The sequence below is a fragment of the Streptomyces sp. NPDC049541 genome, assembly GCF_044465725.1.
In the GTDB taxonomy this organism is placed as follows: Bacteria; Actinomycetota; Actinomycetes; order Streptomycetales; family Streptomycetaceae; genus Streptomyces.
The window spans coordinates 122,412-147,225 of sequence record NZ_JBITLY010000010.1 but is presented as its reverse complement, the minus strand read 5'-3'; the positions used below and the strand labels follow the sequence as shown (position 1 = coordinate 147,225).

The window sequence follows — 24,814 nt, the reverse complement described above, 5'->3', positions numbered from 1 at the left end:
CGCCATCCGCGGGCCGGGACATGATCACACCATCGCGTGAATCGCGGGCGAAACGGGAACAGGGCGGCCCTAGGAGCCCCGCACCGCCCGTCCCACCTCCGCCCGCAGCGCCACGAACTCGGGCACGCCCCGGGTGGCGATCTGGTCGCGCTTTCCGGGGAGTTCGACGGGCAGGTCGAGGACGATGTGGGAGGCGGGGGCCGGGGAGAGGACGACGGCGCGGGCGCCGACGTAGACGCTGTCGTCGCCCATGAGCAGCAGGGAAGGGCGTCAGACCAGGGCGCGGGCGATGGCGATGTTGTCGCGGACGGTGAGCCGGGGGGAGAGGGAACGGCCGTAGTCCTGGAAGACGACGGCCAGTCGGTCGGGTACGCAGGTGACCGGGGTTCCGTCGACGGTGACGGTGCCCTCGCGTCCGGAGGGGCCCACGACGCACAGGAGTTGGCCGTCGGGCACGGTGGGGGTGATGTCGTGCAGGCCGCGCTGGTCGCCGTGGCTCTGGCCGGCACGGGAGGACGCGCCCCCGAAGGGGCGGCCGCGTTCCCTTGCCGAAGCCCCGCAGGGAACCTCACCGTGGTCGCATGCATGCCCACGAGGCCCCGCCAGTCCCGGATGTCTTCGACCCGCGGCAGTACGCCACCGGGGTCCCCCACGCCGCCTACCGGGTGCTGCGCGACCACCACCCCGTGGCCTGGCAGGACGAGCCCGAGGTGCTGGGCTGGCCGGCCGGGCCCGGGTTCTGGGCGGTGACCCGGCACGCGGACGTCGTACGCGTGCTCAAGGACTCGGCGACGTACTCCTCACACCTCGGCGCGACCCAGATCCGCGACCCCGACCCCGCCGACCTGCCCTTCATCCGGCGCATGATGCTCAATCAGGATCCCCCGCGACACGGGCGGTTGAGGCGGCTGGTCAGCCGGGCCTTCACCCCTGGCCGCATCGACCGCTTCACGTCCGTCGCGCGGGAGCGGGCCCGGGCCCTGTTCGCGCAGGCGCTGGCGACGGCCCGTACGACCGACGGCACCGTCGACCTCGTCACCGCCGTGACCGACGACTACGCCCTGCTCAACCTGGCCGACCTGCTCGGCGTCCCCGACAGCGACCGCGGCCTGCTGCTGCACTGGACGCAGCGGGTCATCGGCTACCAGGACCCGGACGAGGCCGGCACCCCCGTGCTCGACGCGGACGGCAAACCGGTCAACCCCCGCTCCCCCGCGATGCTCCGGGACATGTTCGCCTACGCCCAGCAGCTCGCCGCGCACAAGCGCCGCCACCCCGCCGACGACGTGCTGACGACGCTCGCCCAGGACCGCGAACTCGCCGACGCCGAACTGGAGATGTTCTTCTTCCTGCTCACCGTCGCGGGCAACGACACCGTCCGCAGCGCCGCGCCCGGCGGCCTGCTGATCCTGGCCGGGCACCCGGAGTCGTACGAGCTGCTGCGCGCCGGAAAGGCCGAACTGCCCCTTGCCGTCGATGAGCTGCTACGGCTTCACCCGCCCGTCCTCACCTTCCGCCGCACCGCCGCCCGCGACACCGAGCTGGCGGGGCGGCGCATCCGTGCGGGCGACAAGGTGGTCGTCTTCCATGCCTCCGCGAACCACGACGAAAGGGTCTTCGCCGCACCGGAGCGCCTCGACCTGTCCCGTACGCCGAACCCGCACGTCTCCTTCGGGGACGGTCCGCACGTCTGCCTGGGCGCGCACTTCGCCCGGTTGCAGCTGCGGGTGCTGTACGGGGAGGCGCTGCGGGCCCTGCCGGTCCTGCGCACGGCGGGACCCGCCAGGCGGCTGACGTCCAACTTCATCAACGGGATCAAGTCGCTGACGGTGCAGGTGGACTGAGTCCGGACACCGGCCCTACGTCCGTACCTGGATCAGTGCGTGGGTGCCGCCGGTTCGCCACCGCTGCCCCTCGGCCGCCACGAGCGCGGCCTCGGTGTCGGGGTCCAGGCCGGTGATCACGTCGGACTTCAGGGTGCGCAGGGCGGCGACCGGGCCGGGGAAGTGGGCCGTGACGTCCGCGAAGGGCGTGGTCGGGGTCCACAGCCGATCTCCCACCAGACGGCGGTAGTTGAGGTCGCCCTTCACGACGGTCAGCGCGGCCGTGGCGAGTTCCGCGCGCAGATCGCCCGGCATGTCGGCGTACGGCAGCGGTGCCGCGGAGAAGGGATGGGCGCGGAGGCTGAGGCGGCCGTCGGTCATCGCCGACCACAGGATGCGGCCGTACTCGACGGCTGTGCCGCGCGCCCCGGTCAGTCTCCTGAGCGCGTCGAGCACATCGGCCGTTGTCGCGTCGGAGACGTAGTAGGGGTACGGCTTGATGTGCAGGACGGCACGCCCGATGCGCCCGCGTTCCAGGAGGTGGGCGAGGAGGAGCAGGTCGGGGATGAGTTCGCGTCCCGCGTTGTCCGCGATGAGGCACAGGGTGCCCGCGCCGGACGGTGGGAGCAGCGACCAGAGGCTCTCGCTGTCGTCGGCGACCAGGCCCGGGGCGGGGTCCGCGGTGCCGGTCCCGGCGGTGGAGAGTCGGAAGCCGAGGTCGGCGCGGTTGCCCCAGAGGGAGCCGTGCAGCAGGGCGCGGTCCTGGTCGTCGGCGGACAGGCCGTCGAGGGCGGCCAGTTCCTCGTCCGTCTGCGGGGAGTCGAGCTCGGCCAGCTTGAAGGGGCGGAACGGGTCGACGCCCTGCCAGGGCCCAGGTCCGAAGTAGCCCACGGCGTCGAGGAGTTGGCGGTAGAAGTAGCTCTCCGACCAGAGCCAGGGGGTGTCGTACCAGGAACGGCCGGCGTACTGGGCCAGGCCCCACGCCTCCCAGCGGTCCCGGTCGTGCGCCTCGGCCGGGAGCGGTTCGACGACGCCCTTGGTGCAGCTCGCGAGGAGTGCGTCGAGAGCGCGGTGCTGTGCGGGGCCGTAGGGGAAGGCGTCGCGGACCTGCCGGATGATCGCGGGGTGCCGCTCGGCGAGCACGCTGTGGGGGAAGGACCCCGGTTCGTTGCCGAGGATCACGGGCGCGGACGGGCTGTGGGGCATGCGCCCACCCTAAGCGGGCCTGGCGAGTCCGCTCCGGTTGCCGGCGCCGAAAGGGGCGCGGGGCCGTGTCGGTCTGCGGCTCAACACCCGGGCGCGTCAAACCCGACGCCCCGCAGACAAGCAGCGGGGAACTGCGCGACAAGCCACGACGCAGCCGCAGACGCCTGACACACCCGACGCCCGGCCCGCCCGACGCCACGGGACCCCGCGGTGGAGCAGCACTGCGGCCATTCAGGCGGAGCGCTCCCGCTCCAGCCGGGCGGCGAGGCTCACATAGCGGGCGCGGCGGGTCACCGGGACCAGGCCGCGGATCGCGAGGTGCCACATCTCGGCCAGTCTGCGGGGCTGGTGGGCGACGGGTTCGAGGGAGCGGCCCACCACGCGGGTGCCGACGAAGAAGCTGACGAGGGAGTGGGCTACGGCATCGACATCGATGTCCGGGTGGACGTCGGACTCCTTGACGGCGCCGAGGAGTTTGCGAGTGGCGAGGTCCCGCCATTCGGTGAAGGGGTGCCGCAGGGGCGGTCGCACGGCGACCTCGCCGGTGGCGAGCCGGAGCGCTGCCCGGGGTATCGGGCCTTCGACGGAGAGCCGGGCGATGCCGAAGGTGATGCGCATCAGGGTCTCGAGCGAGGAGTAGCCCCGGCCGTCCAGTTCCTTCGTCACCTCGTGCGAGGCCTTGGACTGCAGCTCCATGATGGCGTGGGCGAGGTCCTCCTTGGCCGCGAAGTGGAAGTAGAGGGCGCCCTTGGTGACTTGGGCGTGTTCCACGATGTCGCTCAAGCTGGTCGATTCGTAGCCACGGCGGTCGAACAGGTCTGCTGCGGCCGTGATGATCGTCGCGCGGGTCTGCTCGGCGCGTAACTGCCTCGCCATCGACTGAACACTCCTGAAGCTGTAAACGGGCCGGACTGTCTGTTTCTCTCACTCCCCGTGAACGATATCTCACCGTGCGGCGGCACAGACTTCGCACCCGGAAACCGTCGACTCGCCCTGGGATCCGCGGACCTCCACACCCGCGCCGGCCTCGTCGGTCTCCTCGATCCAGGTGGGTCCGTCCAGCTCAACATGATGATGGGAGGTCGCACGGAAGGAGCCGCCCCGGTCGGACCGACGGCCCGGACGCGGGCGGGCCGCCGGGCCGCCTCCAGGAGCAGCACACCAGGGACATGATCGAGGGGATCAAAGAAAACAGGATGGGCGGTATCTATCCGCGGCTGCCGACGGCCGGACGGCCTCCGCGACGAGCAGCGGCTCATGCGCGACGGGTCGGGGACACGTATAACCAAGGGGCCCAGGGCCTGTGCGAACAGCGCGAACCTCCCTCGGCCCCCTGGAGACGGATCACACACCGGACGGCGAGGTGCCCGCCCCGGCGACTGCCAGAGTACGAGGCGACCGGTCGGTCTTCAATGTGACGGTGGGTGGCCCCGAGGGGTGTGCGGCGCAGGTGAACGGTCAAGGTTCAAGGAGTTGTTCGCGCCGGACCGCTCACGGGCGTCATGTGCTGAACGCGGCGGGCGGGTCGCCCGTACTTCACGGGAGCACATCGTTTCACGTCGGCCGAGGAGACGTTCCGGATGCCCCGGATGACCGCACACCGCACCGCCCTGGCGGCCGCCCTCGCAACCCCGTTCCTGCTGCCCCTTTGGGCGGCGGGCCCCGCCCAGGCGCACGGCGCCCCCACGGATCCGGTCAGCAGGGCCTACGCCTGCTCGCCCGACGGCGGCGGCAACGCGCAGTCGGCGGCGTGCAAGGCGGCCGTCGCCGCGAACGGCGCCCCCTTCACGTTCTGGGACAACCTGCGGGTCGCGGACGTGGGCGGCAGGGACCGGCAGGTCATCCCCGACGGAAAGCTGTGCAGTGGCGGACTGCCCGCCTACAAGGGCCTCGACCTCGCCCGCTCCGACTGGCCGTCGACAACCCTGAAGCCGGGCGCGACCCTGACGATGACATACGCCTCGACGATCCCGCACACCGGCACGTTCAAGCTCTACCTCACCAAGCCCGGCTACGACCCGAAGAAGCCGCTGACCTGGGCCGAGCTGCCGGACCGGCCGTTCGCCTCGGTCAAGGACCCGGCCCTGACGAACGGCGCGTACCGCATCACCGCGAAGCTGCCGTCCGACCGGCGAGGGCCCCATGTGCTCTACACCATCTGGCAGAACAGCAGCACCACGGACACGTACTACTCATGCTCCGACGTGGTGTTCGGGGCGGCCGGGAGCGGCAGGAGCGGCGGTACGGCAGCAACGGCGTCGACGTCCGCGAGCGGTGGCCGTGGCGGTGGCGGGAAGAGCGCGAGCAGCAGCCCCACGGCCACACCTGAACCCCGTACGACTCCGTCCCGTACGGCCGGGGCGGCGGCGACCGAACGGCAGGGGTCCACCGAGCCCGGCAGCACACCGGTGGCCTCGACCTCCACCGGGGGCTCCGGCCCGTCCGCGCCCATGCTGGCGGGCGGCGCCGCTGCGGTGCTGGTGCTCACCGGCGGCGCCGCCCTGGCGCTGCGTCTGCGTCGACGCTGAACTACGCCCGCTCGAGGGTCAGTTGACGTAGACGGTGGCGCCGTTGTCGGTCACCGGGGCGTACTTGGCGGTGAAGTAGCCGCTGCTGAAGCAGAGCGACGAACCGGACACCTTGGTGAACTGCTGGTTGGTGAAGTTGATGCTGGCGTCGCTGTTGCTCGTCGTGCCGGTCAGGCTGGGGGCCTGGTAGACACAGGTGATGGAGCCCAGCAGGGTCTTCAGCTTGACCGTGGTCTGGATGGTGGAGCCGCTCGCGGGGGTCACGGTCAGCGTGCCGTCGGAGGCCACGGCGGTGGTGTACGGCAGGTTGTCGACCGTGATGCTGGTGACGCCCGTGACACCGAGGACGTTGCTGGTGCAGCTGCTGCTGTCGAAGCTCTGCGCGCCGACGGACTCGGTGGCCGTGCCCGGCGCGGCCGGGTTGTCCGTGACCGTCGCGGTGAACGTCGAGGACGCGCAGCTCACGCCGCTGGTGCCGGTCGCGCTGGAGTAGAGCGTGGCCTTGGTACCGCTGGCCAGCGGTGCGGAGAGGACGTCGCCGACCGCGACGGCGGTGCCGCCGGCCGAACCGGTGGTGAGGACGGGGGTGTCGGCCGCCGAGGCCGGGACGGCGGCGGGGATCGAGAGTGCGGCGACGGTGCCGACCAGGGTGAGGAGGGTGCGAGTGCGCATGCGGACGTACCTCTTTCTTGTGCGGGGTTTGAGGGTTGGGGGGCTTCCGATGTGGCGCGAGGAGGGGTGGGGGGACGCCGGTCGGCGTCCGCCGGTGCCGGACCGTGGCGCCTTCTCCGTACGCCACGGACCGGCAACGACGTCCGGCCGGTGGCCGGCCGCAGACCCTGGGGGTGGGCCTGTGGCCGGGCCGGGCGGAAGCGACGGCCTGGAGCAGGCCAGGGGGGAAGTGCCCTTACCGGGCCGTCTGGGGGGATCTCGGGCTGTGAAGGGCCCGTGCGGACATAAGGGGTCCGGGAGACGCGGACGGTGCCGCGTGGCTGGATCCGGCGCCACGGATCTGGGGGAAGCCAGGGGCAGTTCTAGACCTGAGTGTCAGTCAACGTCAAGGCAGAACAGGCGAGTTGACGATCGTTCAAGAGTGGAGTGGCACCCGCGGGACCTGCCGAGCCACAGGTGAGGCACAACCAACACTCTTTTTTCACAACTCCCTTGACCCTTAAAAGTAACCACGGGTAACTTCCTCGCTGGCTACTGCGGAGTACGAGAAAGCCCTTCCACCCGCCGGGAGTTTGGGAGGAGGCGTGCGTCCGCAGCCGCTGTCCGCGCCAGGACAACGCGCCGATGATGCCCAACCCGCACTTGACTATGCACATGGGAGCAGAAATGGCCTCGTCCGCCGAACTCACCACAGGGAACCCGGAAAGCGGTTCCTCGCCCGACCCCGCAAGACGTGGGCGGGTCCGGCTGCGCCGCGCCGCCGTGATGGCGGTCCCGGCCGTCGCGATCGCGGCCGGCCTCGCGATCATGACCGCCGAGGGGGCGCTGGGGGTCTCGTTCTCGATCTCCGGAATGCCCTTCACGGTGACCGCCAAGTCGCTCGACGGCACCGGCTTCGAGCAGTTCGGCGGGCTCGACAGCATGATCGACAACAGCCCCAACGCGGGCGACACCGGTGGTCAGGTGCTGATCGTCACCTCCGCCATCAAGAACGCGACACTGGACAGTCTGTGCCAGAGTGTCGACCTGGGTGGCACCAACCTGCTGATCAAGGCGGGCAGCGGCTCCTCGAAGGTGCAGGCGACCGACCTGACGACGGACTCGACCCAGCTGACCGGCGACGCCGCCTTCAGGAACATCGAGATCGGCAACGACGCGAGCACCCTCAACAAGGCCGGCGTCAAGGGACCGGCGGGCGTCTTCAGCCAGCAGGCCGACACGGTGCACATCGACAACCTTCGGCAGACCAACTACGCGACGACGGCCGGGGTGTTCAAGCTGCCGGGCCTGAAACTCAGCTTCAGCGACTCGGGTTGCTGATGTCGGACAGCCCGAAGCAAGGCGCGCGGCCCGCTTTTCGTGAGTGGCGGGCCCGCCGTCCGTTCTGGGGCGGGCTGCTGCTCGCCCTGGGCGGGGCGGAGATCCTGCTCACCGAGAAGGCCTCGCTGAAGGTCATCCTGCACTCCGGCGCGCAGACCCTGGCGGGCTACCTGCTGCCCACCGTGATGCTGCTGTGCGGACTGCTGATCCTTTTCAACCCCACACAGCGCCTGTTCTACTCGATCATCGGCGTGCTGGCCTCTCTGGCCACCTGGCTCACCTCGAACCTGGGCGGCTTCTTCTTCGGCCTGATCCTGGGAGCCGTCGGCAGTTGCCTCGCCTTCGGCTGGCTGCCGGACCAGGAGCCGCGGGTCAGCCGCCGGAAGCGCAGGAAAGAGGCGCGCGCCCTGGAGGCCGTACAGCCGTAAGCCGCACAGCCGTGAGCGGCCCGGGGGCCGCACCGCCGCAGGCACCGCAGCCCGCACCGGCCGGCCCGTCTCGGGGCCGGCCGGTGGGCGGTCGCCGTCGCGCGGTGGTTCAGATGCCCAGTACGGCGCGGCCGCCGAAGTCCGCGACGCCGCCGACGAACCTCAGGTGCGCGGCGGCGCCCCCCGCCTCGCCGGGCACGGCGGAGGTCCAGCCGAAGACCTGGGCGTAGAACGCCTTGGCGCCGTCGACGTCCGGGGTGCTGAGCCCGTACCAGGCCGGCGTCCGGTGGCGTCGGCGACGAGGTCGGCGGCCGGTTCCCGCTCGGCCCCGGAGTCACGCTGCACCAGGCGTACGCCGGTCACCCGGGTCCGGTCCGCGGTGCCGGTCAGGCCGGACGCCTCGCACCGGTCGAAGATCTGAACGCCCGGCAGTTCCCGTACCCGGGCCCGGACTCGGCCCTCCCGTTGGGGCCGGGTCGGCTGGTAGGTGGGGGTGGGGTCGGCGTACCGGCCCTCCTGGCACAGGAGATGGCCGCCCGGCGCGAAGTGCATCTCGACGGGTTCGCGGACCACGGGCACCCCCTCGGCCTGGAACTCCTCCAGCAGACCGGGGAACATCTGCTGCAGCCCTCGGGTGCCGGCGGGCAGGATCGCATGGGCGTGCCGGCCCTGCGGCACCCCGCGCCGGTTCTCGTCGGTCCCGGGGAGCGTGTCCCGGTCGACGACGGTGACCCGGTCGAAGGAGTCGGACAGCACCCGGGCGGCGAAGAGGCCGGCGATGCCGGCCCCGAGCCCCACGCAGTGGCCGCCGCCGCGGGCACGCGGTTCCTCGGGATCGTGGGGGCGTGCGGTGTCGTCAGACATGCGATTCCTCTGCTGTCCGTGAGGCGGATGACCGAGCGGGATTCCCGGATGCAACCGCAAAAGCAAGGCAGGAGAATTCCCGGGTAATCTCGCGTTCCGAGGCGTGGAACGGCGGCTTTCGGCTGGCTGATACGGCAGGGTCATGAGATCTGGCTCAATTACGCCGTCCGGTCGGCCCGATCGGCCCTCCGCCGGAAAACCCGGATGCTCAACCGGTCGGGCCGAATACCGCGACGGCGACTGAAAACGGCGACAAGCAACGGAATGGGGAATTCCGAATTACCGGGCGCGGGGCTTCTCCCCCGCGTCCCCCACTACCGCGGATCGGTGAGCGCCGCGGTCGTGAGCCAGCAGGCGGGAAGCGGGGCCACCGTGCGCCCGTGGCCGATGCGCGGGTCGTCGCCCGCGTAGACCTCGGCCCGCCGGCCGTGGCCGCCGAGCCACTCGGCCAGGTCGTCGCGGGCGGAGAGCCACCGGGCACCCTGCTCCGCGACCCGCTCGCGCACCGGCCTGCCCTCCTCCTGCAGCATGGCCGCCTGGAGGTGCTCCGGCATCAGCCGGCTGCCCGGGGCGGAAAGCTCGCTCAGGCCGGCCAGCAGCGACTCGTTCGCCGCATCGGTCAGGTACATCAGCAGGCCCTCGACCAGCCAGACCGCGGGCTGCGCCGGATCGAAACCGGCAGCTCGCAGGGCCTGTTGCCAGTCCCCGCGCAGATCGGCGGCGACCCCGCGGCGCTCGCAGGCCAGGGGCAGCCCGCAGCGCGCGATCAGGGCGTCCTTGAACTCCGTCATCTCCGGCAGCTCCACCTCGAACCAGCGGGTGCCGGCCGGCAGATCGAGCCGTACCGTCCGGCCCTCCACACCGGCGGCCAGCGTGACGACCTGCCGGACTCCGGTGCCCAGCCCGGCCAGGATCTCGTCGTCGAAGAACCGGGTGCGCACCGCGAAGTACGTCGGGAAGCCCGCGGCGCTGGTGTGCGTCTGCTTGATCACCTCGGCCACGTCGGCCGGCACCGGGTCCTCGGCCAGGGCGGAGAGCATCGCACCGGCGAGCGGGTCCCGGAACAGCGGATCCGGACTCACGCTTTCCAGTTGACGCATCCATGCGCTGAAGAGTGCGTCTGCCCGACTCCGGCCGAAGGCGTCTTCAGCTCCACCACAAAATCCTCCTCAAGACGAGTTCAACTCCATGGAAATGCGCAGGTCCGCACGGGCGGATAGTTAAGCGTGAAACTTTCGCGCAATTGCTGACTATTTCCCGGCAGATGAGGCTCGAATGCCCGGGGGAACATGGCCCGAGCGGCGATCTGATGGAATTCAGCGGGGCCTTGCGGCAGCGATGGTAGCGTGCACTGCGTTATCTTTGACTTTATTCCACGGAGCAGGCCCCCACTGAAGGATGTGTGCATGCTCGACGACCTGGACCGTGCCCTGATCCACGCGCTGCACATGGACGGCCGTGCACCGTTCAGCCAGATCGCCGCAGCGCTCGACGTCTCGCCGCAGACCGTGGCCCGTCGCTACCGCCGGCTGCGCACCGAGGCGTCCCTGCGGGTGGTGGGACTGCCGGATCCTCATCAGGCAGGTCAGACGCAGTGGCTCGTGCGGCTCACCGCGGCGGCGAGCAGCGCGCAGGACCTGGCGCATGCCCTGGTGCGGCGGCAGGACACCTCGTGGGTGAAGCTCACCTCCGGCGGCACCGAGATCGTCGCGATCATCCACACCCCGACCGAGGCGGGCGCGGGCAACTCCCTGCTCCTGCGCGACATTCCGCGCACCAACCACATCACCGCGGTGTCCGCGCACTGCATCCTGCACACCTACCTGGGCGGGTCGACGAACTGGCGGCGCAGCGCCGACAGCCTCGACGACAAGCAGCAGCGGGTGCTGCGCGAGCACGAGGCGGCGGACACCTCCTACGTCCCCGTGCCGCGCCAACTCACCGATTCCGACACGGACTTGCTGGTCGCCCTGCAGCGCGACGGCCGGGCCACCCACGCCGAGCTGGCACAGGCCACCGGCTGGTCCCCGGTCACCGTGGCGCGCCGCCTCGCGGATCTGCAGGCGGGCGGCGCGATCTTCTTCGACGTGGAGGTCGACACCGGGCACTTCGGCGCCAACACCCGGGCGCTGCTGTGGATGTCGGTGAGCCCCGCGCACCTCGAGCACGTGGCGACGACCCTCGCCGGCCACGACGAGCTGGCTTTCGTGGCCGCGACCACCGGCCCCACCAACCTGGTGGCCCAGGCCCTGTGCCGCGACCCCGCGGACCTGCACCACTACCTGGCCCGGCGGCTCGGCGCACTGCACGCGATCCACACCCTGGAGACCAGCCCGGTCCTGCAGAACCTCAAGGCGGCCAGCCCGATCATCACGGACCTGGCCCGGACCAGGCGCTCCGCGGCCACGCCCCGTACCCGGGTCTGAGACCCCCGCCCATACGGAAGAAGCGGCGGCCCGAAGGCCGCCGCTCGTCCCTGCGCTGATCCGCTGGTCCGCTCCCCGTGTGAAAGGGCTCGGCTAATGTCCCGTCCCGGCCTCCGGCGAGGCGTTCTTGTCGATCATCATGCGGCTCGTCGCGAAGCTCACCACCACCAGGGCGACGGCGACCCAGAAGGCCAGCTGGACGGCGTGCAGCGCCGAGGACGCGTCGCCGGTGTGGGCGCTGCCCAGGTAGACGCTGCCGAGGACCGCCACCCCGAGCGTGGCGCCCAGCTGCTGTACGGCATTGAGCAGACCGGCGGCCGAGCCGATCTCCTGGGGCTGCAGCGGCTTGAGGGCGATGGTGAAGAAGGCGGGGCTGAACAGACCCACGCCGAGCCCGACGACCCCGAGCGCGAGGAGCAGCGGCGTGGGGTACTTGTCCGGGTCCGCCGCGTGGTACACGGCGACGGAGGCGAGCGCGCCGACCAGCAGCACGGCGAGCCCCAGGGACATCATGCGGTGTCCGTAGCGCTTGACCAGGTGCGCACCGGCCACCCAGGAGGCGACCGCCAGGCCCACCGACCACGGCGCGAGGGTCAGGCCCGCCTTCAACACATCGGCCCCCAGGCCCAGTTGCAGCTGGAGCACGATGACCATCATCAGGCCGTTGGTGACGGCGAAGAACGCGGTCGAGGTCACCAGGGCGGCGGGGAAGCCGCGGTGGGCGAACAGGCTCGGCTCCACCAGCGGGCTGCGCCCGGCGGCCGCCACCGACCGCTGGTGCAGCGCGAACACCACCATCAGGCACAGCCCGGCCGCGATGACCGCCCAGCTCCACCCGGACATGGCCGACAGTTCGGCGCCGATCAGCGGGTGGACCACGAGCCCGATGCCGGCCATGGACAGCAGGGTGCCGGTCAGATCGAGGGTGGGCCGCCTGGGGGCGCGGTTCTCCATCAGCCTGGGCGAGATCGCCAGCACGACCAGCGACACGGGAACGTTCACGAGGAAGGCGGCGCGCCATGAGGAGCCGAACAGGTTCGCATGGGTGAGCACCCCGCCGAGCACCGGCCCGCAGACGGCTGCCAGGCCCATCACCGGGCCGATGCTGCCGAGGGCCTTGGACATCTCGGGCCCGGCGAACATCGTCTTGATCAGACCGATGGTCTGGGGAATGATCACGGCCGCCGCGGCCCCCTGCACCACCCGGAAGGCGATGAGCAGACCGACGGAGGGCGCGAGGGCGCAGGCGGCGGACGCGATCATGAATCCGGTGACACCGATCACGAACAGCCGCTTGCGGCCGGCGATGTCGCCCAGCCGCCCGCCGGTGATCAGCAGCACGGCGAACGGCAGGGTGTAGGCGGTCGTGAACCACTGGATGTCGGACACCGACCCGCCCAGGTCCGCATGGATCGCCGGTGCGGCGACCTGGACGATGGTCGCGTCCAGCAGGTTCATCGCCTCACCGAGCAGCAGTGCGGTGAGCGCCAGCCACCGCCATCGGTACGCCGTGGGAGTCGGCGTCAGCACACGCTCAGCAGTCATCGGGGGTTCCTCTCCACCGCTGTCGACACGCCGGCCCGGCCCCGTTCGTCGGGGCCTCGGGCCGACCACGACTCAGCGTGGGGCGGGGTGAACAGGAGACTCCAGCCAGAGCGGGGAGATGGAGGATTCCTTCCATCCACGCCCTGTGTCCTGTCGATATCCCACACCACGGGCCCGGGCTCGTCCGCCCGCGCCCGGGCCGCCGGGGGAAGACCGATCCCCCTGGGCGGTGCGAGGTTCCTTCACAGGGCCGTCCTCGATGGAAGAAATGTTCCAGTCCGCCGCCGCGACTGGAGCGGGCGGGCGTGATCACTCCACGCTGTGGTTTCCCGGCCACCCCCGTGTGCCGGAGGCCTCCTTCCTTCGTTCACCTTGTTCAGGAGCGTGGATGACCGTCCTACCCGCCACCCGGAGAGAAGTCCGCCTGCTCGCACCGGCTGGTCGGCGGCGGCGGTCTCGCGCCGGCTCGACCATCTGCGTGCCTGCGGGGCGATCTTCCTCGACATCGAGCTCGACCCCGGCCTGCTGGACGGCAGCGCCAAGACCCTCCTGTGGATGGCAGTGGCCCCGGCCCATCTCGGCGAGGTCGCCACCACCCTGGCCCACCACGACGAGCTGGCCTTCGTCGCCCACACCACCGGCCCCACCGACCTGGTGGCGCACGCCCTGTGCCGGGACACGGCCGCCCTGTACCAGTACCTCACCCACGGCCTGGGCGCGGTCAAGGCGATCCGCACCCTGGAGACCGCACCCGTGCTGCGCACGCTCAAGGCGGTGGGCACGATCACGCCCGCCGGGCCGGCCAGGGGGAACCGGTGACGGCTGTGGACCGCGTACGTCGAGGCGGACGGTCGCCGTTCCGGTCGTCGCGATCGTGCTGATGCCCCCTGCCAGCCGGAACGCATCATCACGATGCGGCAGCGACAACTCACTCAATGTTGCTGATCACTTGACTACCGGCGGTCACACACGATTGGCTCCGGCCAGCGAGAGTCATCCGGACGGTGTACGACGCGTCGGACGCCGTTCGGGACTCCTCTCGCCGTTCCGCTTGCTCGGCCGCACAGCGAGGTGCCGAACCCTCATGAACACTCCTCCCCCACCGCCCGCTTCCCACAGACCCGCGCGCATCGCCGCCCTGGCCGCGGCCGTGTGCCTGCTCGCGGCCGGCTGCTCCGCGGCCGGCGCCACGTCCGACTCCAAGGACGGCGCCGGCAGGGCGGGCACCGCCCGTCTCAAGGTCGCCATGGTCACGCACGCTCCGCCGGGCGACACCTTCTGGGACCTGGTGAAGAAGGGCGCCGAGGACGCCGCGGCCAAGGACGACATCGACCTGACCTACGCCAATGACTCCGACGCGGCGGGGCAGGCCGAATTGGTGCGGGACGCCGTCCGCCAGAAGGTCGACGGCATCGCGGTGACACTCGCCAAGCCGCAGGCCATGAAGGGCCCGACAGCGGCCGCCAGGGCCGCGGACATACCCGTGGTCGGCCTCAACTCAGGCATCGACTCCTGGCAGTCCGAGGGGGTCCTGGAGTTCTTCGGGCAGGACGAGAGCCTCGCCGGGCGGGCCGTCGGCGACAAGCTGGACGCCCTCGACGCCAAGCACGCCCTGTGCGTGATCCACGAGCGCGGCAACGTCGCCCTGGAGGCCCGCTGTGCCGGAGTGAAGAAGACCTTCGACGGCAGGACCGAGATGCTCTACGTCGAGGGCACCGACGCGAACGCGACCGCCGCCGCGATCACCGCGAAGCTGCGGCAGGACCCGACGATCGACGAAGTGGTCACCCTGGGCGCCCAGTTCGCGCTCACCGCGGTGAAGTCGGTGCAGCAGTCCGGCAGCAGGGCCCATGTCGCGACCTTCGACCTCAACCAGGACCTGGTGAAGGCCGTCGAGAGCGGTGACGTGCAGTTCGCGGTGGACCAGCAGCCGTATCTGCAGGGCTATCTCGCGGTGGACGCGCTGTGGCTGTACAGGACCAACGGCAACACCAGCGGCGGCGGTGTGTCCCCCGTGCTCACCGGCCCGGCCTTCGTGACCAAGGCGAACGTGGCCTCGGTCGCCAGGTACGCGGCGCGCGGCACGCGCTGAGCCGGACGGCGGCGACACTTCGTACATCAATGTCGCGAAAGATTCGGAGACCTGTGGCACGTGCGGTCACTTGTACGGATAGCATCCTGTGCACCCCTTCTCTCCCCGCTCACGGCCACCCCCGTGTTCCCCCCTCCGCTCCCTCCGCTCCGCTGACCGCCTAGGACGACGATGTCTCCACGGACAGGTGCCCGGCGCCGTCTCGGCTCCATACGTCTCTCCCTGATCCTGCTGGCCCTGGTGCCCAGCGTCACCCTCGCCGCGATGTGGGCCCTGACGACCACGCAGATGTTCGACGAGGGGCTGCGGCTGCGCGGGCAGACCGAACTGAGCCGGTCGACGGGGGCCATGGGCACGGAGGCGACGCTCGCGCTGCAGCGGGAGCGCAGCCTGTCGGCGGCCTGGCTGGCCGGCGACCCGCGCGGCTCCCGCACCGCGCTGCTCGCCCAGCGCAAGGAGACGGACAAGGCGGTCGCGAAGCTGGTCGGCCACTCCGACGCGATCAGGAAGGCACCCGCGCGCATCTCGGAGCGGCTGTACTCGGTGCTCGGCTCGGTGGGCAGTCTGGAGTACTACCGGGGCCAGGTGGACGATCCCACCGACATCACCGCGGCGCAGGCGCTGGACCAGTACAGCTCGATCATCGACGACCAGATCCACGCCTTCCAGGAGCTCTCCCAGGTCGACGACGGCGACCTCACCTCGCAGGCCGGACCGCTGGTCGCCCTGGAGCATGCGGCGGAGCTGGTCGCGCAGGAGGACACGCAGCTCACGCTGGCCTGGCCGGCGGGGCGGCTGAGCGACACGTCGTGGGCCACGCTGACGCAGCTGGTCGACACCCGGCGCTGGCTGGTCGAGGACCAGATCGTCCCCTCGCTGCAGGGCGGCGGGAAGACGCAGACCGAGCGGATCCTGCAGAGCCCCGAGTGGCGGACCGTCCAGGACATCGAGGACAAGGTGCTCGCGGCCCGGCCGGGTCCGGACGGGAAGGTGACCCTGCCCGACGCGCGCAAGCAGTGGGCACTCGCCTTCGCCAAGGTCGGCGACGAGTACGGGCGGATGATCCGGGCCCAGACAGCCGGGCTGCTCGACCGCAGCGCCGACAAATCCGACAGCCTGCTGCTCACCGCCGCCTCGCTGAGCGCGGGCGGTCTGCTCGCGCTGCTGGTGTGCGTGGGCATGTCCTGGCGGATCACCCGCTCCCTGTCCCGGCGGCTGCGCGGCCTCAGGGAGGCCACGCTCAGCCTGGCCGAGGAACGGCTGCCGGACGTGGTGGCCCGCCTCGACCGGGGCGAGAAGGTCGACGCGGACCTGGCGACCCCGCCACTGGACTACGGCCGGGACGAACTCGGCCAGGTGGCACGGGCGTTCAACAAGGCGCAGCGCACGGCGGTGCACACCGCGGTCGAGCTCGCCGACACCCGGCGCGGCTTCCAGAAGGTCATCCTCGGCATCGCCCGGCAGAGCCAGAACCTGGTCAATCTGCAGCTCACCAAGCTGGACGCGCTGGAGCGCAGCCATTCCGACCCGGACGTCCTCAAGGGCCTGTACGAACTGGACTCCACTGCCAGCCAGTTGCGCCGCTACGAGGAGAACCTGGTCATCATCAGCGGTGAGCAGCCGCGGCGCAGCTGGCGCGAGCCGGTCGCGCTCATCGACATCCTGCGCAGCGCCGTCGGCGAGGTCGCCGAGTACCAGCGGGTCGAGGTGCACACCGACGAGGACGTGTACATCGCGCCGCCCGCGGTGGCCGACGTGATCCATCTGCTGGCCGAGCTCATCGACAACGCGACCGCGTACTCGCCGGCGCCCGCCCCGGTCGACGTGCGGGCCGCGCTGGTCGCCAAGGGCCTGGCGATCGAGGTGGAGGACCGCGGCCTCGGCCTGTCGGAGGAGGACTACGCCTCCTTCAACGCGCAGTTGGCGGTCGCGCCGCAGTTCGACGTGGTGGCGCTGGCCGACGACCTCCGGCTCGGCATGTTCGTGATCGCCCGGCTCGCCACCCGGCACGGCATCGCGGTCACGCTGCGCCCCTCGCCGTACGGCGGAACGACGGCGATCGTGCTGCTCCCGCACGAGATCGTCGTACGGGAGCCGGTCCCGGCCCCCGCCGAGGAGCCTCCCGCCGTGGAGGGTCCGTCCCCTGCGGAGGAGCCCCAGCCCGTACGGGAGGCCCGCCCCGCCCCGGCACGGACCGCCCCCGCCGCCGCCGCGTCCACGGTCCGGCGCGACGGCCTCGCCCCGCTCCCCCGCCGCGTCCCCCAGACCAGCCTGGCCGCCGAGCTGCGCGAGGAGGCCCCGGGCGACGAACAGCACGACCACGCCGAGGAGTTCACCGCCGAGCGGGCCGCCTCCTCGCTCGCCGGCTTCCAGCGCGGCACGCTCCAGGCACGTGACGACGACACAGACACGCAGTACGACCGGGGTCAGGAGGAAGCGCCCGTCACTCGGGAACCGGGTGCGCACCTGACCGCCGATGGCACGACCGTCCCCTCGACTCCGCCCGCCGACCGCTGACGAAGGAACACCGCCATGACACGCCCCATCCCAGCCACCCATACCCAGCTCGACCAGTTGCTGACCGGACTCGTGGAGCGGGTCGCCGAGGTGAACCACGCCGTGGTGCTCTCCGAGGACGGGCTGGTCGTCAGCAAGTCCACCGGGTTCCTGCGCGACGACGCCGAGCGGCTTGCGGCGACCGCGTCCGGTCTGATGAGCCTGAGCAAGGGCGTCAGCATGGACTTCCGTGGCGGCCCGGTGCGGCAGGCGCTGATCGAGATGGCGCACAGCTATCTGATCCTGACCTCGGCCGGCCCGGGCGCCCATCTCGTCGTCCTCACCAGTCAGGGCGCGGACGTCGGCGTGGTGGCGTACCAGATGAACATGCTGGTGAAGAAGATCGGCGAGCACCTCAGCGCGGCCCCGAGAGCGGGTCTCGGCCCGACCGCCGAGTCCGGCGCGTGAGGTGAGCGGAGGCGACACGGACGGCCGTCTGGTACGGCTGTTCGCGCTCACCGGAGGACGGACCCGGCCCAGCCGTGCCGACTTCACGCTCATCACGACGGTGACCGCGGTGGACCCGCCGCCGACCTGGGCCACCCGACCGCAGCCCGAGCACCGGCGCATCCTGCGCCGCTGCGCCGAGCCGATCGCCGTCGCCGAACTCGCCGCCCTGCTCGATCTGCCGGTGAGCGTGGTGGTGATCATGCTCTGCGATCTGCTGGAGAGCGGCCGTATCACCGTCCGCGCCCCGCACCCCGTCTCCTGCACACCGGAAGACCTGGACCTGCTGCAGAAAGTGAGGGACGGCCTTGACCGGCTCTGACCTCTCCACCCGGGCGGCGCCCGACACGGTGAAGATCCTGATCGCCGGTGGCTTCGGCGTCGGCAAGACCACCATGGTCGGCTCGGTCAGCGAGATCGCCCCGCTGCGCACCGAGGAACCGCTGACCGCCGCCGGTCTCGGCGTGGACGACCTGGACGGCATCGAGGAGAAGCGGGCCACCACCGTGGCCCTGGACTTCGGACGCATCAGCATCGGCAACGACCTCGTCCTGTATCTCTTCGGCACGCCCGGCCAGCAGCGCTTCTGGTTCATGTGGAACGACCTCGCCCTGGGCGCCCTGGGCGCGGTCGTCCTCATCGACGTCCGCCGCCCGGAGACCAGCTTCGCCGCCATCGACTTCTTCGAACGCCGGGGCATCCCCTTCGTGGTGGGCGTCAACGGCTTCTACGGCGACCACCCCTACCCGCCCGAGGAGATCCGCGAGGCGCTCGCCCTCCCGGACCACGTGCAGGTGCTGCTGTGCGACGCACGCGAGCGGGAGTCGTCCAGGGACGTACTGATCGCGCTGATCGACCAGTTGATCGCGGCGGCGGTCCACACAGGCGGTTCACGGCCGACGGAGAAGTGAACGGCGAAAATCAGCCAAGCGTGACCGTCTCATTGACGCGCATGCGCCACATCCCTACCTTCTGATCGATTTACCGAACTTCGTTCGACATATCGATCGCAGGAGCAGGAATGAACGCGACGCCGCACCCCGCGCACCCCCACCCCTCCCGCCGCTCGTTCCTCGGCATGGCGGCGACCCTGCCGCTGGCCGCCACGGGTGCGCTGGCCCTCGGCGCGGGAACCGCGCGGGCCGCCACCGACTCGGCCTATGTCATGTGCTACTTCACGGAGTCGCCGAACATGCTGGCCGCCAACTACGGCCTGCACCTGGCCGTCAGCGCCGACGGGCTGCAGTGGACCCCGCTGAACCAGAACAACCCGGTCGCCACCCCCACCGAGGGCTCCCTGGGCCTGCGCGACCCGTTCATCCTGCGCAAGCAGGACGGCACGTTCGTCGTCCTCGCCACCGACCTCAAGGGCACCGACTGGACGTACGTCAGCCAGTACATCCACGTCTGGGACTCCCCCGACCTGCGCACCTTCACCGGCTACCGGCGGATGAAGCTGCACGACATGAACACCCACAGCTGGGCGCCCGAGGCGTACTGGGACGCGAGCCGCGGCAGGTACGGCGTGATCTACTCGGCCGTGAACTCCAGCGGCCACAACGTGATCATGGTGAACTACACCAGCGACTTCGTGACCGCGGGCAGCCCCCAGGTCTTCTTCGACCCCGGCTACGACGTCATCGACGGCGACCTCGCGATCGGTGTGAACGGCGTCAACTACCTCTACTTCAAGAAGAACTCGACGCTGGTCGGCGCCCGCTCCAGCTCACTGAACCCGGGCAGCTTCACCGAGTTCAGCACCCCCGTCTCGCACGGCGGCACCGAGGCCCCGACCCTGGTCAAGTCCCTTGCGTCCAGCTCGACTTGGTACCTCTGGGGCGACACCTGGTCGCCCAACGGCGTCTTCTACGCCTGGCAGACCAGCAGCCTGGCCGCCGGCACCTGGACGGCCCTCGACCAGAAGACCTACACCCAGCCGCTCAACTCCAAGCACTGCGGTATCCAGCCCATCACCTCGACCGAGTACGACAACCTGCTGGCCAAGTGGGGCACCCCGGCCTGGAACCGCCTGAAGTCCTACAACTACCCGGCCCGCTACGTCCGCCACGCCGACTACGTCGGCCGGATCGACGAGTACGCCTTCGACCCGTACCCCGACTCCCAGTGGAAGCTGGTGCCCGGCCTCGCCGACAGCGCGGGAGTGTCCTTCCAGTCGGTCAACTACCCCACCCGCTATCTGCGGCACTACAACTACGCGCTCCAGCTCGACCTGAACGACGGCACGTCGACGTTCGCCGCGGACGCCACGTTCTACCGGACCGCCGGCCTTGCCGACTCCTCCTGGTCGTCCTTCCGCTCGTACAACAACCCGACCCGGTACATCCGCCACCACGACTACGTCCTGCGCATCGACCCGGTCTCGACCACCACCGAGAAGCAGGACGCGACCTTCCACGTCGGCTACTGAGCGGGCCCGCGCAGACGAGGCGGGCGCCCCCGGGGTGGGGACGCCCGCGTCGGATCAGTCCGGGGTCAGCTCAGGCCGGCCGTCTTCAGCCAGGCCTTGGCGACGTCCAGCGGGTCCTTGTTCTCGAGCTGGACCTGGGTGTCCAGTTCGAGCAGGGACTTGGTGTCCAGCTTGGCCGAGACCGCGTTGAGCGCGGCGACGCCCTGCGAGGACAGACCGCTCTTGTAGACGAGTGGCTGCACGTTCTCGAAGCCGAAGAGGTTCTTCGGGTCCTGGAGGACCACGAACTTCTCCTTGGTGATGTTCGGGTCCGTGGTGAAGATGTCCGCGACCTGCACGGTGTTCTTCTTCAGCGCCGCCAGGGTGAGCGGGCCGCCCGCGTCGAGCGCCTTGAAGCCCTCGAACTCCAGGCCGTACACGGACTTCAGACCGACCAGGCCCTGCTGCCGGGTCTGGAACTCGGGCGAGGCTCCGATGGTCAGGCTCTTCGCGATGCCCTTGAGGTCCGCGATGCTGGACTCGGAGGTCAGCTTGTACTTGTCGGCGGTGGCCTTGTTGACCGTGACCGAGTCCTTGTCCTGCGCGGAGGCGGGGTCGAGGAGCGTCAGCTTGGAGTCCAGCTTGGCCTCGATCGCGGCGGTCGTCGCCTCGACGGTCTTCGGTGCGGCCTTCGGGTCGAGATAGGCCAGCAGCGCGCCGTTGTACTCCGGCAGCACGGTGACGGAGCCGTTCTTCAGCAGCCCGTACGTCGTCTCGCGGCTGCCGATGTTCGGCTTGTAGGTGACCTTGACGCCCTTGGCCTTCAGCGCCTCGCCGTAGATGTCGGCGAGCAGGATGCTCTCGGGGAAGTTGTTCGAGCCGACGACGACGGTCTTGCCGTCGGACCCCCCGTCCTGGAGCGGGTCGGAGGACTTGCTGCCGTCGGAGGAGCCACATCCCGCCAGCAGGGCCGTGGTCGCGGCAAGCGCGACGGCCGCCGCGGGGTAGCTCCTGAGGGACCTGCTGCGTGGGCTGTTGGAAGTCACGATTCCCGTTCCGGACCTTGGGGATTGATGAGATGCAAGCTCTGGGACTGATCCAATCCAGCCTCTTCTTGGTCAGTCAAGAGCCGCCGGGTCACCAATTGGCGTCGATGCGTGATCAGTTGTGAATTCTGTGTAAACGGACGGAGGGCGAACCGGAGGCTCTTCGTAATGGATTCTTGACTCAGGGCAACGTGCTTGATCGTTCAATGAGGCGATAGTCTCCACGCAGTTGGCGCTCAGAATCGGTCAAATAGAGGAGGCCCGGTGGCCGGCATACGGGGCTTCGCCGACCGGTGGTCGTTCCGGCGCAAGCTCAACCTCCTGGTCGGTGTCCCCCTGGCGGTCGTGGCCGCCCTGCTCTCCTATCTCATCGCCGGCCAGGTGGGCCAGGCGCGGGACGCGGCGTCCGCGGCGGACCTCGTGCGCAACAGCGAGCAGGTGGCGTCGCTGGTCAACGACCTGGAGAGCGAGCACCAGCTGGCGATCCTGCTGTCCGTGCGCTACGAGGCGGGGAGCCGGGGCGTGCAGTCCACGCTCAGCGCCTACCGCAAGGCGCAGGACGCGGTCGACACGCAGATCGCGCAGGTGCGCCGGGCCTTCGGCGACTCACTGCCGGACGGCGAGGCGCAGGCGCTGAAGGAGGTCGAGGGCCTCACCAGCCTGCGCGGGACGGTGGAGCAGAGCTATCTGCCCGCGAGCAACATCGACCCCGCCTACGACAACGCCGCCAGGACCGTGATCGACGGTCTGGGCCTCGACCGGAACGCGGAGCTGGCGGCCACCTTCACCGGCAACCTGCTGGACTCGCTGCTGCGCGCCGACGCCGCGCACGGCTCCTTCGAGACCGGCGTGTTCTCCGCGACGACCGGTGACACGAACGCGCAGATCGAGTTCACGACCGCGGTCGGCGCGTACCAGCTCTACACCAACCAGGCCGAGCGCTTCTCCCGGTTCGCCACCGAGCAGCAGGCCGACGAGCTCACCGCCGTCGAGCACACCGCCGCCCAGCGGGACATCGCCCAGGCGTACGCCGAGCTGCAGGTCGCCCCCAGCACCCTGCAGGCCACCACGCCGGCGCAGATCAAGGCAGCGTTCGAGGACGCGCTGAGCGACTATCCCGCCTATCCGGAGCAGGCCGCGGCCCGGCTGAAGATCACCTCGTCCCTCATCGGCCAGATCGCCGACAGTGCCGACCACGCCTCCACCAAGGCCTGGTGGCGCGCGGGTCTGCTGCTGTCCGCGGCGCTGCTCGGCTTCGTCCTGTGGCTCGCGTTCTCGGTGCTGGTGCGCCGCTCGGTGGTCGGGCCGGTGCAGGCCCTCACCGGCGCCGCGCGGGAGGTCGCCGAGGTGGCGGGCCGGGAACTGGCCCGGGTGGCCGACGACGACGCCGAGGACGACAGTCCGCCGAAGCTGCGCGAGATGCCGGTCACCGCGGACGACGAGATCGGTGAGCTGGCCGAGGTGATCAACCGGGTGCAGACCACCGCGATCGCGCTGCTGGAGCGGCAGGTGCTCAGCCGGCGCAACGTCGCCGAGATGTTCGGCAACGTGGGCCGCCGGGTCAGCAACCTGACGACCCGCCAACTCGCCCTGATCGACGCGGTGGAGCGGGGCGAGACGGACCCGGCCCTCCTCGAACGCCTCTACTCCATCGACCACATCGCCGTCCGGCTGCGCCGCAACGCGGACAGCCTGATGCTGCTGGCCGGCATCCGCGAGACGGTCCTCGACTCCGGGCCCACCGCCCTCACCAACGTCGTACGCGCCGCGCTCGGGCAGATCGAGGGCTTCCAGCGGGTACGGCTGCATGCACGCACCGAGGTCATGGTGGAGCCCGACATCATCGGCGACCTGACGCTGATGGTGGCCGAACTCCTCGAGAACGCCGTGTCGTTCTCGCCCGCGGGCAGCCCGGTCGAGGTGTACGTACGGGACACCTCCGACCAGGAAGCAGCCCTCTCGGGCGGTGCCTCCATCGTCATCTCCGACCACGGCCTCGGCATGAGCGCCGAGCGACTCGCCGAGGAGAACGCCCGGCTGATCCGCCGCGAACGCCTCGACGTGGTGCCGACGAAGGTGCTCGGCCTGTTCGTGGTCGGCACCCTGGCGCGCCGCTGGGACGTCAGCGTCCTGCTCTCCCGCACACCGGGCGGCGGCCTGACGGCGGAGGTGACGGTGCCGGCGTCACTGCTGCTGACGATGAGCCCGGTCGGGCCGACGGTGGACCGGGGCGAGGTCTCGGTGGGACAGGCAGCCGCCGAACCGCCGGTGTCCGGCACCGTCTCCGGCCCACGCCGGTCCGCCCCGGTCGCCGAAGCCACCGCAACGCCGACCGACGCCACGCGCACCGACCATCCGGGGCCGCTCCCGCGCCGGGTACCCCGCCGGGAAGAGGGCCCTGCCGAGTCTCCGTCCACGGCCGCAGCGGCCCCGGGCGAGGCGGCTGCCGCACCTGAGCCGGGCCCGGCCCCGACCCCAGCCACGCCTGCCCCGGACACGGCGGACGTGCCACCGATCGCCCCCGTCACGAGGGCGGCAGTGGACGGCGCGTCGAAGACCCCGTCCGTCCCCCAGGCCCGTACCGAGGCGTTCAGCGACGTGAGTCACTCCCGGTCCGAGGACACAACACCCGGCGGTTCTTCGGGCGTTGGCCCACAGGTATCGTCTTTCGAGGTCACCCCGGGCGCAACAGCGCCGTCCGCGCCCGGCGGGACCGGCCAGGCGCCCCCGGGCGACGGCTCCTCGCGGCCCCTGCGTCGCCGTGTCCGCGGTGCCACTCTCCGTACGACCGTCGACGCCGCTGCCCAGCAGGCGGCACGGCAGGCCCCTCGGCCGGCCGACGCCGACGCCGTGCGGGACGCGCTCGACGAGTTCGAGGCGGCCGTGGAGCGCGCGCACCGCGACAGCACCGCCGGCAGCCGGCCCGCGACCACCGACCACCCGCACGACCAGAAGCACCTCCCGGAAGGAGCCGAGCAGTGAGTACGCCGACTGGCGCCACGCCCGCCGAACTGCAGGCCGCCGCAGCCGACTTCACCTGGCTGCTCAACCGTTTCGCGACGGAGACCGCGGGCGTCGTCGACGCCATCGCGGTCTCGTCGGACGGACTGCTCATCGCCGTGTCCGAGCTGCGGGAACCCGCGGACTCGGAGCGGCTCGCCGCGATCGTCTCCGGCATCACCAGCCTGGCCGCCGGCGCGTCCGGCAACTACGGCCTGGGCGCCCTCAACAAGGTCATCATCGACCTGGAGGGCGGCCATGTCCTGGTCTCCGCGATCGGCAGCGGCGCCGTGCTCGGCGTCGTCACCGACAAGGAGGCCAAGCTGGGCAACATCGCCTACGAGATGACGCTGTTCGCCAACCGGGCCGGCAGCGCCCTCAACCCGCAGCTCGTGCTCCAGCTCAAGAACAGCGTCGGCGCCGCGTCGGCACGCTGACCGCCACCCGGACCCGG

Annotated in this window: 22 protein-coding genes and 1 pseudogene; 14 read left to right on the top strand and 9 right to left on the bottom strand. The window is 70.8% G+C overall.

From position 1 onward, the window contains the following. Positions 1–69: 69 nt before the first annotated feature. Together ACIBW9_RS32400 and ACIBW9_RS32395 are read right to left on the bottom strand one after the other, a co-directional pair. Complete coding sequence (locus ACIBW9_RS32400) at positions 70–252, bottom strand: hypothetical protein (protein WP_398960576.1); 183 nt, start codon at positions 250–252, stop codon at positions 70–72. Between the two features lie 18 nt (positions 253–270). Next, positions 271–456 carry a hypothetical protein gene (locus ACIBW9_RS32395; RefSeq protein ID WP_398960575.1) on the bottom strand — a complete coding sequence of 62 codons (186 nt, stop codon included), beginning with the start codon at positions 454–456 and terminating at the stop codon, positions 271–273. 125 nt (positions 457–581) lie between these two features. Between ACIBW9_RS32395 and ACIBW9_RS32390 the strand changes: the two genes are divergently transcribed. Then, positions 582–1,844 (top strand): cytochrome P450, encoded by a 1,263-nt coding sequence (locus tag ACIBW9_RS32390; protein ID WP_398960574.1) that lies wholly within the window; start codon positions 582–584, stop codon positions 1,842–1,844. Between the two features lie 15 nt (positions 1,845–1,859). On the opposite strand, the gene ACIBW9_RS32385 is transcribed toward ACIBW9_RS32390, so the two are convergent. Continuing rightward, positions 1,860–3,029, bottom strand: coding sequence for a damage-control phosphatase ARMT1 family protein (locus ACIBW9_RS32385; protein WP_398960573.1), 1,170 nt, complete (start codon positions 3,027–3,029; stop codon positions 1,860–1,862). Positions 3,030–3,260: 231 nt separating this feature from the next. Then, the gene (locus tag ACIBW9_RS32380; RefSeq protein WP_398960572.1) at positions 3,261–3,905 is read right to left on the bottom strand and encodes a ScbR family autoregulator-binding transcription factor; all 645 of its coding nucleotides are present in this window, start codon (positions 3,903–3,905) and stop codon (positions 3,261–3,263) included. A gap of 704 nt (positions 3,906–4,609) precedes the next feature. On the opposite strand from ACIBW9_RS32380, the gene ACIBW9_RS32375 reads away from it, so the two are divergent. Next, positions 4,610–5,557, top strand: coding sequence for a lytic polysaccharide monooxygenase (locus ACIBW9_RS32375; RefSeq protein WP_398960571.1), 948 nt, complete (start codon positions 4,610–4,612; stop codon positions 5,555–5,557). Positions 5,558–5,575: 18 nt separating this feature from the next. Here ACIBW9_RS32375 and ACIBW9_RS32370 read toward each other — a convergent pair whose 3' ends face one another. Next, positions 5,576–6,229: a Tat pathway signal sequence domain protein gene (locus ACIBW9_RS32370; RefSeq protein ID WP_398960570.1), complete on the bottom strand. Its 654-nt coding sequence runs from the start codon at positions 6,227–6,229 to the stop codon at positions 5,576–5,578. 666 nt (positions 6,230–6,895) lie between these two features. Between ACIBW9_RS32370 and ACIBW9_RS32365 the strand changes: the two genes are divergently transcribed. Both ACIBW9_RS32365 and ACIBW9_RS32360 read left to right on the top strand, forming a co-directional pair. Beyond that, positions 6,896–7,549: a DUF6230 family protein gene (locus tag ACIBW9_RS32365; protein WP_398960762.1), complete on the top strand. Its 654-nt coding sequence runs from the start codon at positions 6,896–6,898 to the stop codon at positions 7,547–7,549. Next, positions 7,549–7,977, top strand: coding sequence for a DUF6114 domain-containing protein (locus ACIBW9_RS32360; RefSeq protein WP_398960569.1), 429 nt, complete (start codon positions 7,549–7,551; stop codon positions 7,975–7,977). The genes ACIBW9_RS32365 and ACIBW9_RS32360 overlap by 1 nt, the downstream gene beginning before the upstream one ends. A 162-nt stretch (positions 7,978–8,139) precedes the next feature. On the opposite strand, the gene ACIBW9_RS32355 is transcribed toward ACIBW9_RS32360, so the two are convergent. Together ACIBW9_RS32355 and ACIBW9_RS32350 are read right to left on the bottom strand one after the other, a co-directional pair. Further along, a complete protein-coding gene (locus ACIBW9_RS32355) occupies positions 8,140–8,841 on the bottom strand; it encodes an FAD-dependent oxidoreductase (RefSeq protein WP_398960568.1) in 702 nt (233 codons plus the stop codon). A gap of 314 nt (positions 8,842–9,155) precedes the next feature. Further along, positions 9,156–9,947 (bottom strand): annotated as a pseudogene (locus tag ACIBW9_RS32350) (SAM-dependent methyltransferase); the annotation flags it as partial. Positions 9,948–10,247: 300 nt separating this feature from the next. On the opposite strand from ACIBW9_RS32350, the gene ACIBW9_RS32345 reads away from it, so the two are divergent. Next, positions 10,248–11,267, top strand: a complete 1,020-nt coding sequence (locus ACIBW9_RS32345; RefSeq protein WP_398960567.1) for an Lrp/AsnC family transcriptional regulator — start codon at positions 10,248–10,250, stop codon at positions 11,265–11,267. A gap of 93 nt (positions 11,268–11,360) precedes the next feature. On the opposite strand, the gene ACIBW9_RS32340 is transcribed toward ACIBW9_RS32345, so the two are convergent. After that, positions 11,361–12,812 (bottom strand): MFS transporter, encoded by a 1,452-nt coding sequence (locus ACIBW9_RS32340; protein ID WP_398960566.1) that lies wholly within the window; start codon positions 12,810–12,812, stop codon positions 11,361–11,363. A gap of 384 nt (positions 12,813–13,196) precedes the next feature. Here ACIBW9_RS32340 and ACIBW9_RS32335 point away from each other — a divergent pair, with 384 nt between their 5' ends. The 7 genes from ACIBW9_RS32335 to ACIBW9_RS32305 all read left to right on the top strand — a co-directional run bounded on the left by ACIBW9_RS32335 (position 13,197) and on the right by ACIBW9_RS32305 (position 20,335). Next, entirely contained in the window at positions 13,197–13,631 is a 435-nt protein-coding gene (locus tag ACIBW9_RS32335; protein ID WP_398960565.1) for an Lrp/AsnC family transcriptional regulator, read from the top strand. A gap of 265 nt (positions 13,632–13,896) precedes the next feature. After that, positions 13,897–14,904 carry a substrate-binding domain-containing protein gene (locus ACIBW9_RS32330; RefSeq protein ID WP_398960564.1) on the top strand — a complete coding sequence of 336 codons (1,008 nt, stop codon included), beginning with the start codon at positions 13,897–13,899 and terminating at the stop codon, positions 14,902–14,904. Positions 14,905–15,075: 171 nt separating this feature from the next. Further along, on the top strand, positions 15,076–17,421 hold the full coding sequence (locus ACIBW9_RS32325) for a nitrate- and nitrite sensing domain-containing protein (RefSeq protein ID WP_398960563.1): 2,346 nt from the start codon (positions 15,076–15,078) through the stop codon (positions 17,419–17,421). A gap of 15 nt (positions 17,422–17,436) precedes the next feature. Continuing rightward, entirely contained in the window at positions 17,437–17,868 is a 432-nt protein-coding gene (locus ACIBW9_RS32320) for a roadblock/LC7 domain-containing protein (RefSeq protein WP_030940055.1), read from the top strand. A gap of 1 nt (position 17,869) precedes the next feature. After that, the gene (locus ACIBW9_RS32315) at positions 17,870–18,229 is read left to right on the top strand and encodes a DUF742 domain-containing protein (RefSeq protein WP_398960562.1); all 360 of its coding nucleotides are present in this window, start codon (positions 17,870–17,872) and stop codon (positions 18,227–18,229) included. Continuing rightward, the gene (locus tag ACIBW9_RS32310; protein ID WP_398960561.1) at positions 18,216–18,818 is read left to right on the top strand and encodes a GTP-binding protein; all 603 of its coding nucleotides are present in this window, start codon (positions 18,216–18,218) and stop codon (positions 18,816–18,818) included. Before ACIBW9_RS32315 ends, ACIBW9_RS32310 begins: the two co-directional genes overlap by 14 nt. A gap of 110 nt (positions 18,819–18,928) precedes the next feature. Further along, complete coding sequence (locus tag ACIBW9_RS32305; protein ID WP_398960560.1) at positions 18,929–20,335, top strand: glycoside hydrolase family 43 protein; 1,407 nt, start codon at positions 18,929–18,931, stop codon at positions 20,333–20,335. 65 nt (positions 20,336–20,400) lie between these two features. On the opposite strand, the gene ACIBW9_RS32300 is transcribed toward ACIBW9_RS32305, so the two are convergent. Further along, entirely contained in the window at positions 20,401–21,360 is a 960-nt protein-coding gene (locus ACIBW9_RS32300) for an ABC transporter substrate-binding protein (RefSeq protein ID WP_398960559.1), read from the bottom strand. A 264-nt stretch (positions 21,361–21,624) separates the two neighbouring features. Here ACIBW9_RS32300 and ACIBW9_RS32295 point away from each other — a divergent pair, with 264 nt between their 5' ends. Both ACIBW9_RS32295 and ACIBW9_RS32290 read left to right on the top strand, forming a co-directional pair. Further along, positions 21,625–24,342, top strand: coding sequence for an ATP-binding protein (locus ACIBW9_RS32295; RefSeq protein WP_398960558.1), 2,718 nt, complete (start codon positions 21,625–21,627; stop codon positions 24,340–24,342). Then, positions 24,339–24,797, top strand: a complete 459-nt coding sequence (locus tag ACIBW9_RS32290; protein WP_344401922.1) for a roadblock/LC7 domain-containing protein — start codon at positions 24,339–24,341, stop codon at positions 24,795–24,797. The genes ACIBW9_RS32295 and ACIBW9_RS32290 overlap by 4 nt, the downstream gene beginning before the upstream one ends. Positions 24,798–24,814 lie beyond the last annotated feature (17 nt).

Bases quoted from the DNA above. Each gene is read 5' to 3' on its own strand.
- ACIBW9_RS32400 (WP_398960576.1), bottom strand. From the start codon at position 252: ATGGGCGACGACAGCGTCTACGTCGGCGCCCGCGCCGTCGTCCTCTCC.
- ACIBW9_RS32390 (WP_398960574.1), top strand. From the start codon at position 582: ATGCATGCCCACGAGGCCCCGCCAGTCCCGGATGTCTTCGACCCGCGG.
- ACIBW9_RS32385 (WP_398960573.1), bottom strand. From the start codon at position 3,029: ATGCCCCACAGCCCGTCCGCGCCCGTGATCCTCGGCAACGAACCGGGG.
- ACIBW9_RS32380 (WP_398960572.1), bottom strand. From the start codon at position 3,905: ATGGCGAGGCAGTTACGCGCCGAGCAGACCCGCGCGACGATCATCACG.
- ACIBW9_RS32375 (WP_398960571.1), top strand. From the start codon at position 4,610: ATGCCCCGGATGACCGCACACCGCACCGCCCTGGCGGCCGCCCTCGCA.
- ACIBW9_RS32370 (WP_398960570.1), bottom strand. From the start codon at position 6,229: ATGCGCACTCGCACCCTCCTCACCCTGGTCGGCACCGTCGCCGCACTC.
- ACIBW9_RS32365 (WP_398960762.1), top strand. From the start codon at position 6,896: ATGGCCTCGTCCGCCGAACTCACCACAGGGAACCCGGAAAGCGGTTCC.
- ACIBW9_RS32360 (WP_398960569.1), top strand. From the start codon at position 7,549: ATGTCGGACAGCCCGAAGCAAGGCGCGCGGCCCGCTTTTCGTGAGTGG.
- ACIBW9_RS32355 (WP_398960568.1), bottom strand. From the start codon at position 8,841: ATGTCTGACGACACCGCACGCCCCCACGATCCCGAGGAACCGCGTGCC.
- ACIBW9_RS32345 (WP_398960567.1), top strand. From the start codon at position 10,248: ATGCTCGACGACCTGGACCGTGCCCTGATCCACGCGCTGCACATGGAC.
- ACIBW9_RS32340 (WP_398960566.1), bottom strand. From the start codon at position 12,812: ATGACTGCTGAGCGTGTGCTGACGCCGACTCCCACGGCGTACCGATGG.
- ACIBW9_RS32330 (WP_398960564.1), top strand. From the start codon at position 13,897: ATGAACACTCCTCCCCCACCGCCCGCTTCCCACAGACCCGCGCGCATC.
- ACIBW9_RS32325 (WP_398960563.1), top strand. From the start codon at position 15,076: ATGTCTCCACGGACAGGTGCCCGGCGCCGTCTCGGCTCCATACGTCTC.
- ACIBW9_RS32320 (WP_030940055.1), top strand. From the start codon at position 17,437: ATGACACGCCCCATCCCAGCCACCCATACCCAGCTCGACCAGTTGCTG.
- ACIBW9_RS32305 (WP_398960560.1), top strand. From the start codon at position 18,929: ATGAACGCGACGCCGCACCCCGCGCACCCCCACCCCTCCCGCCGCTCG.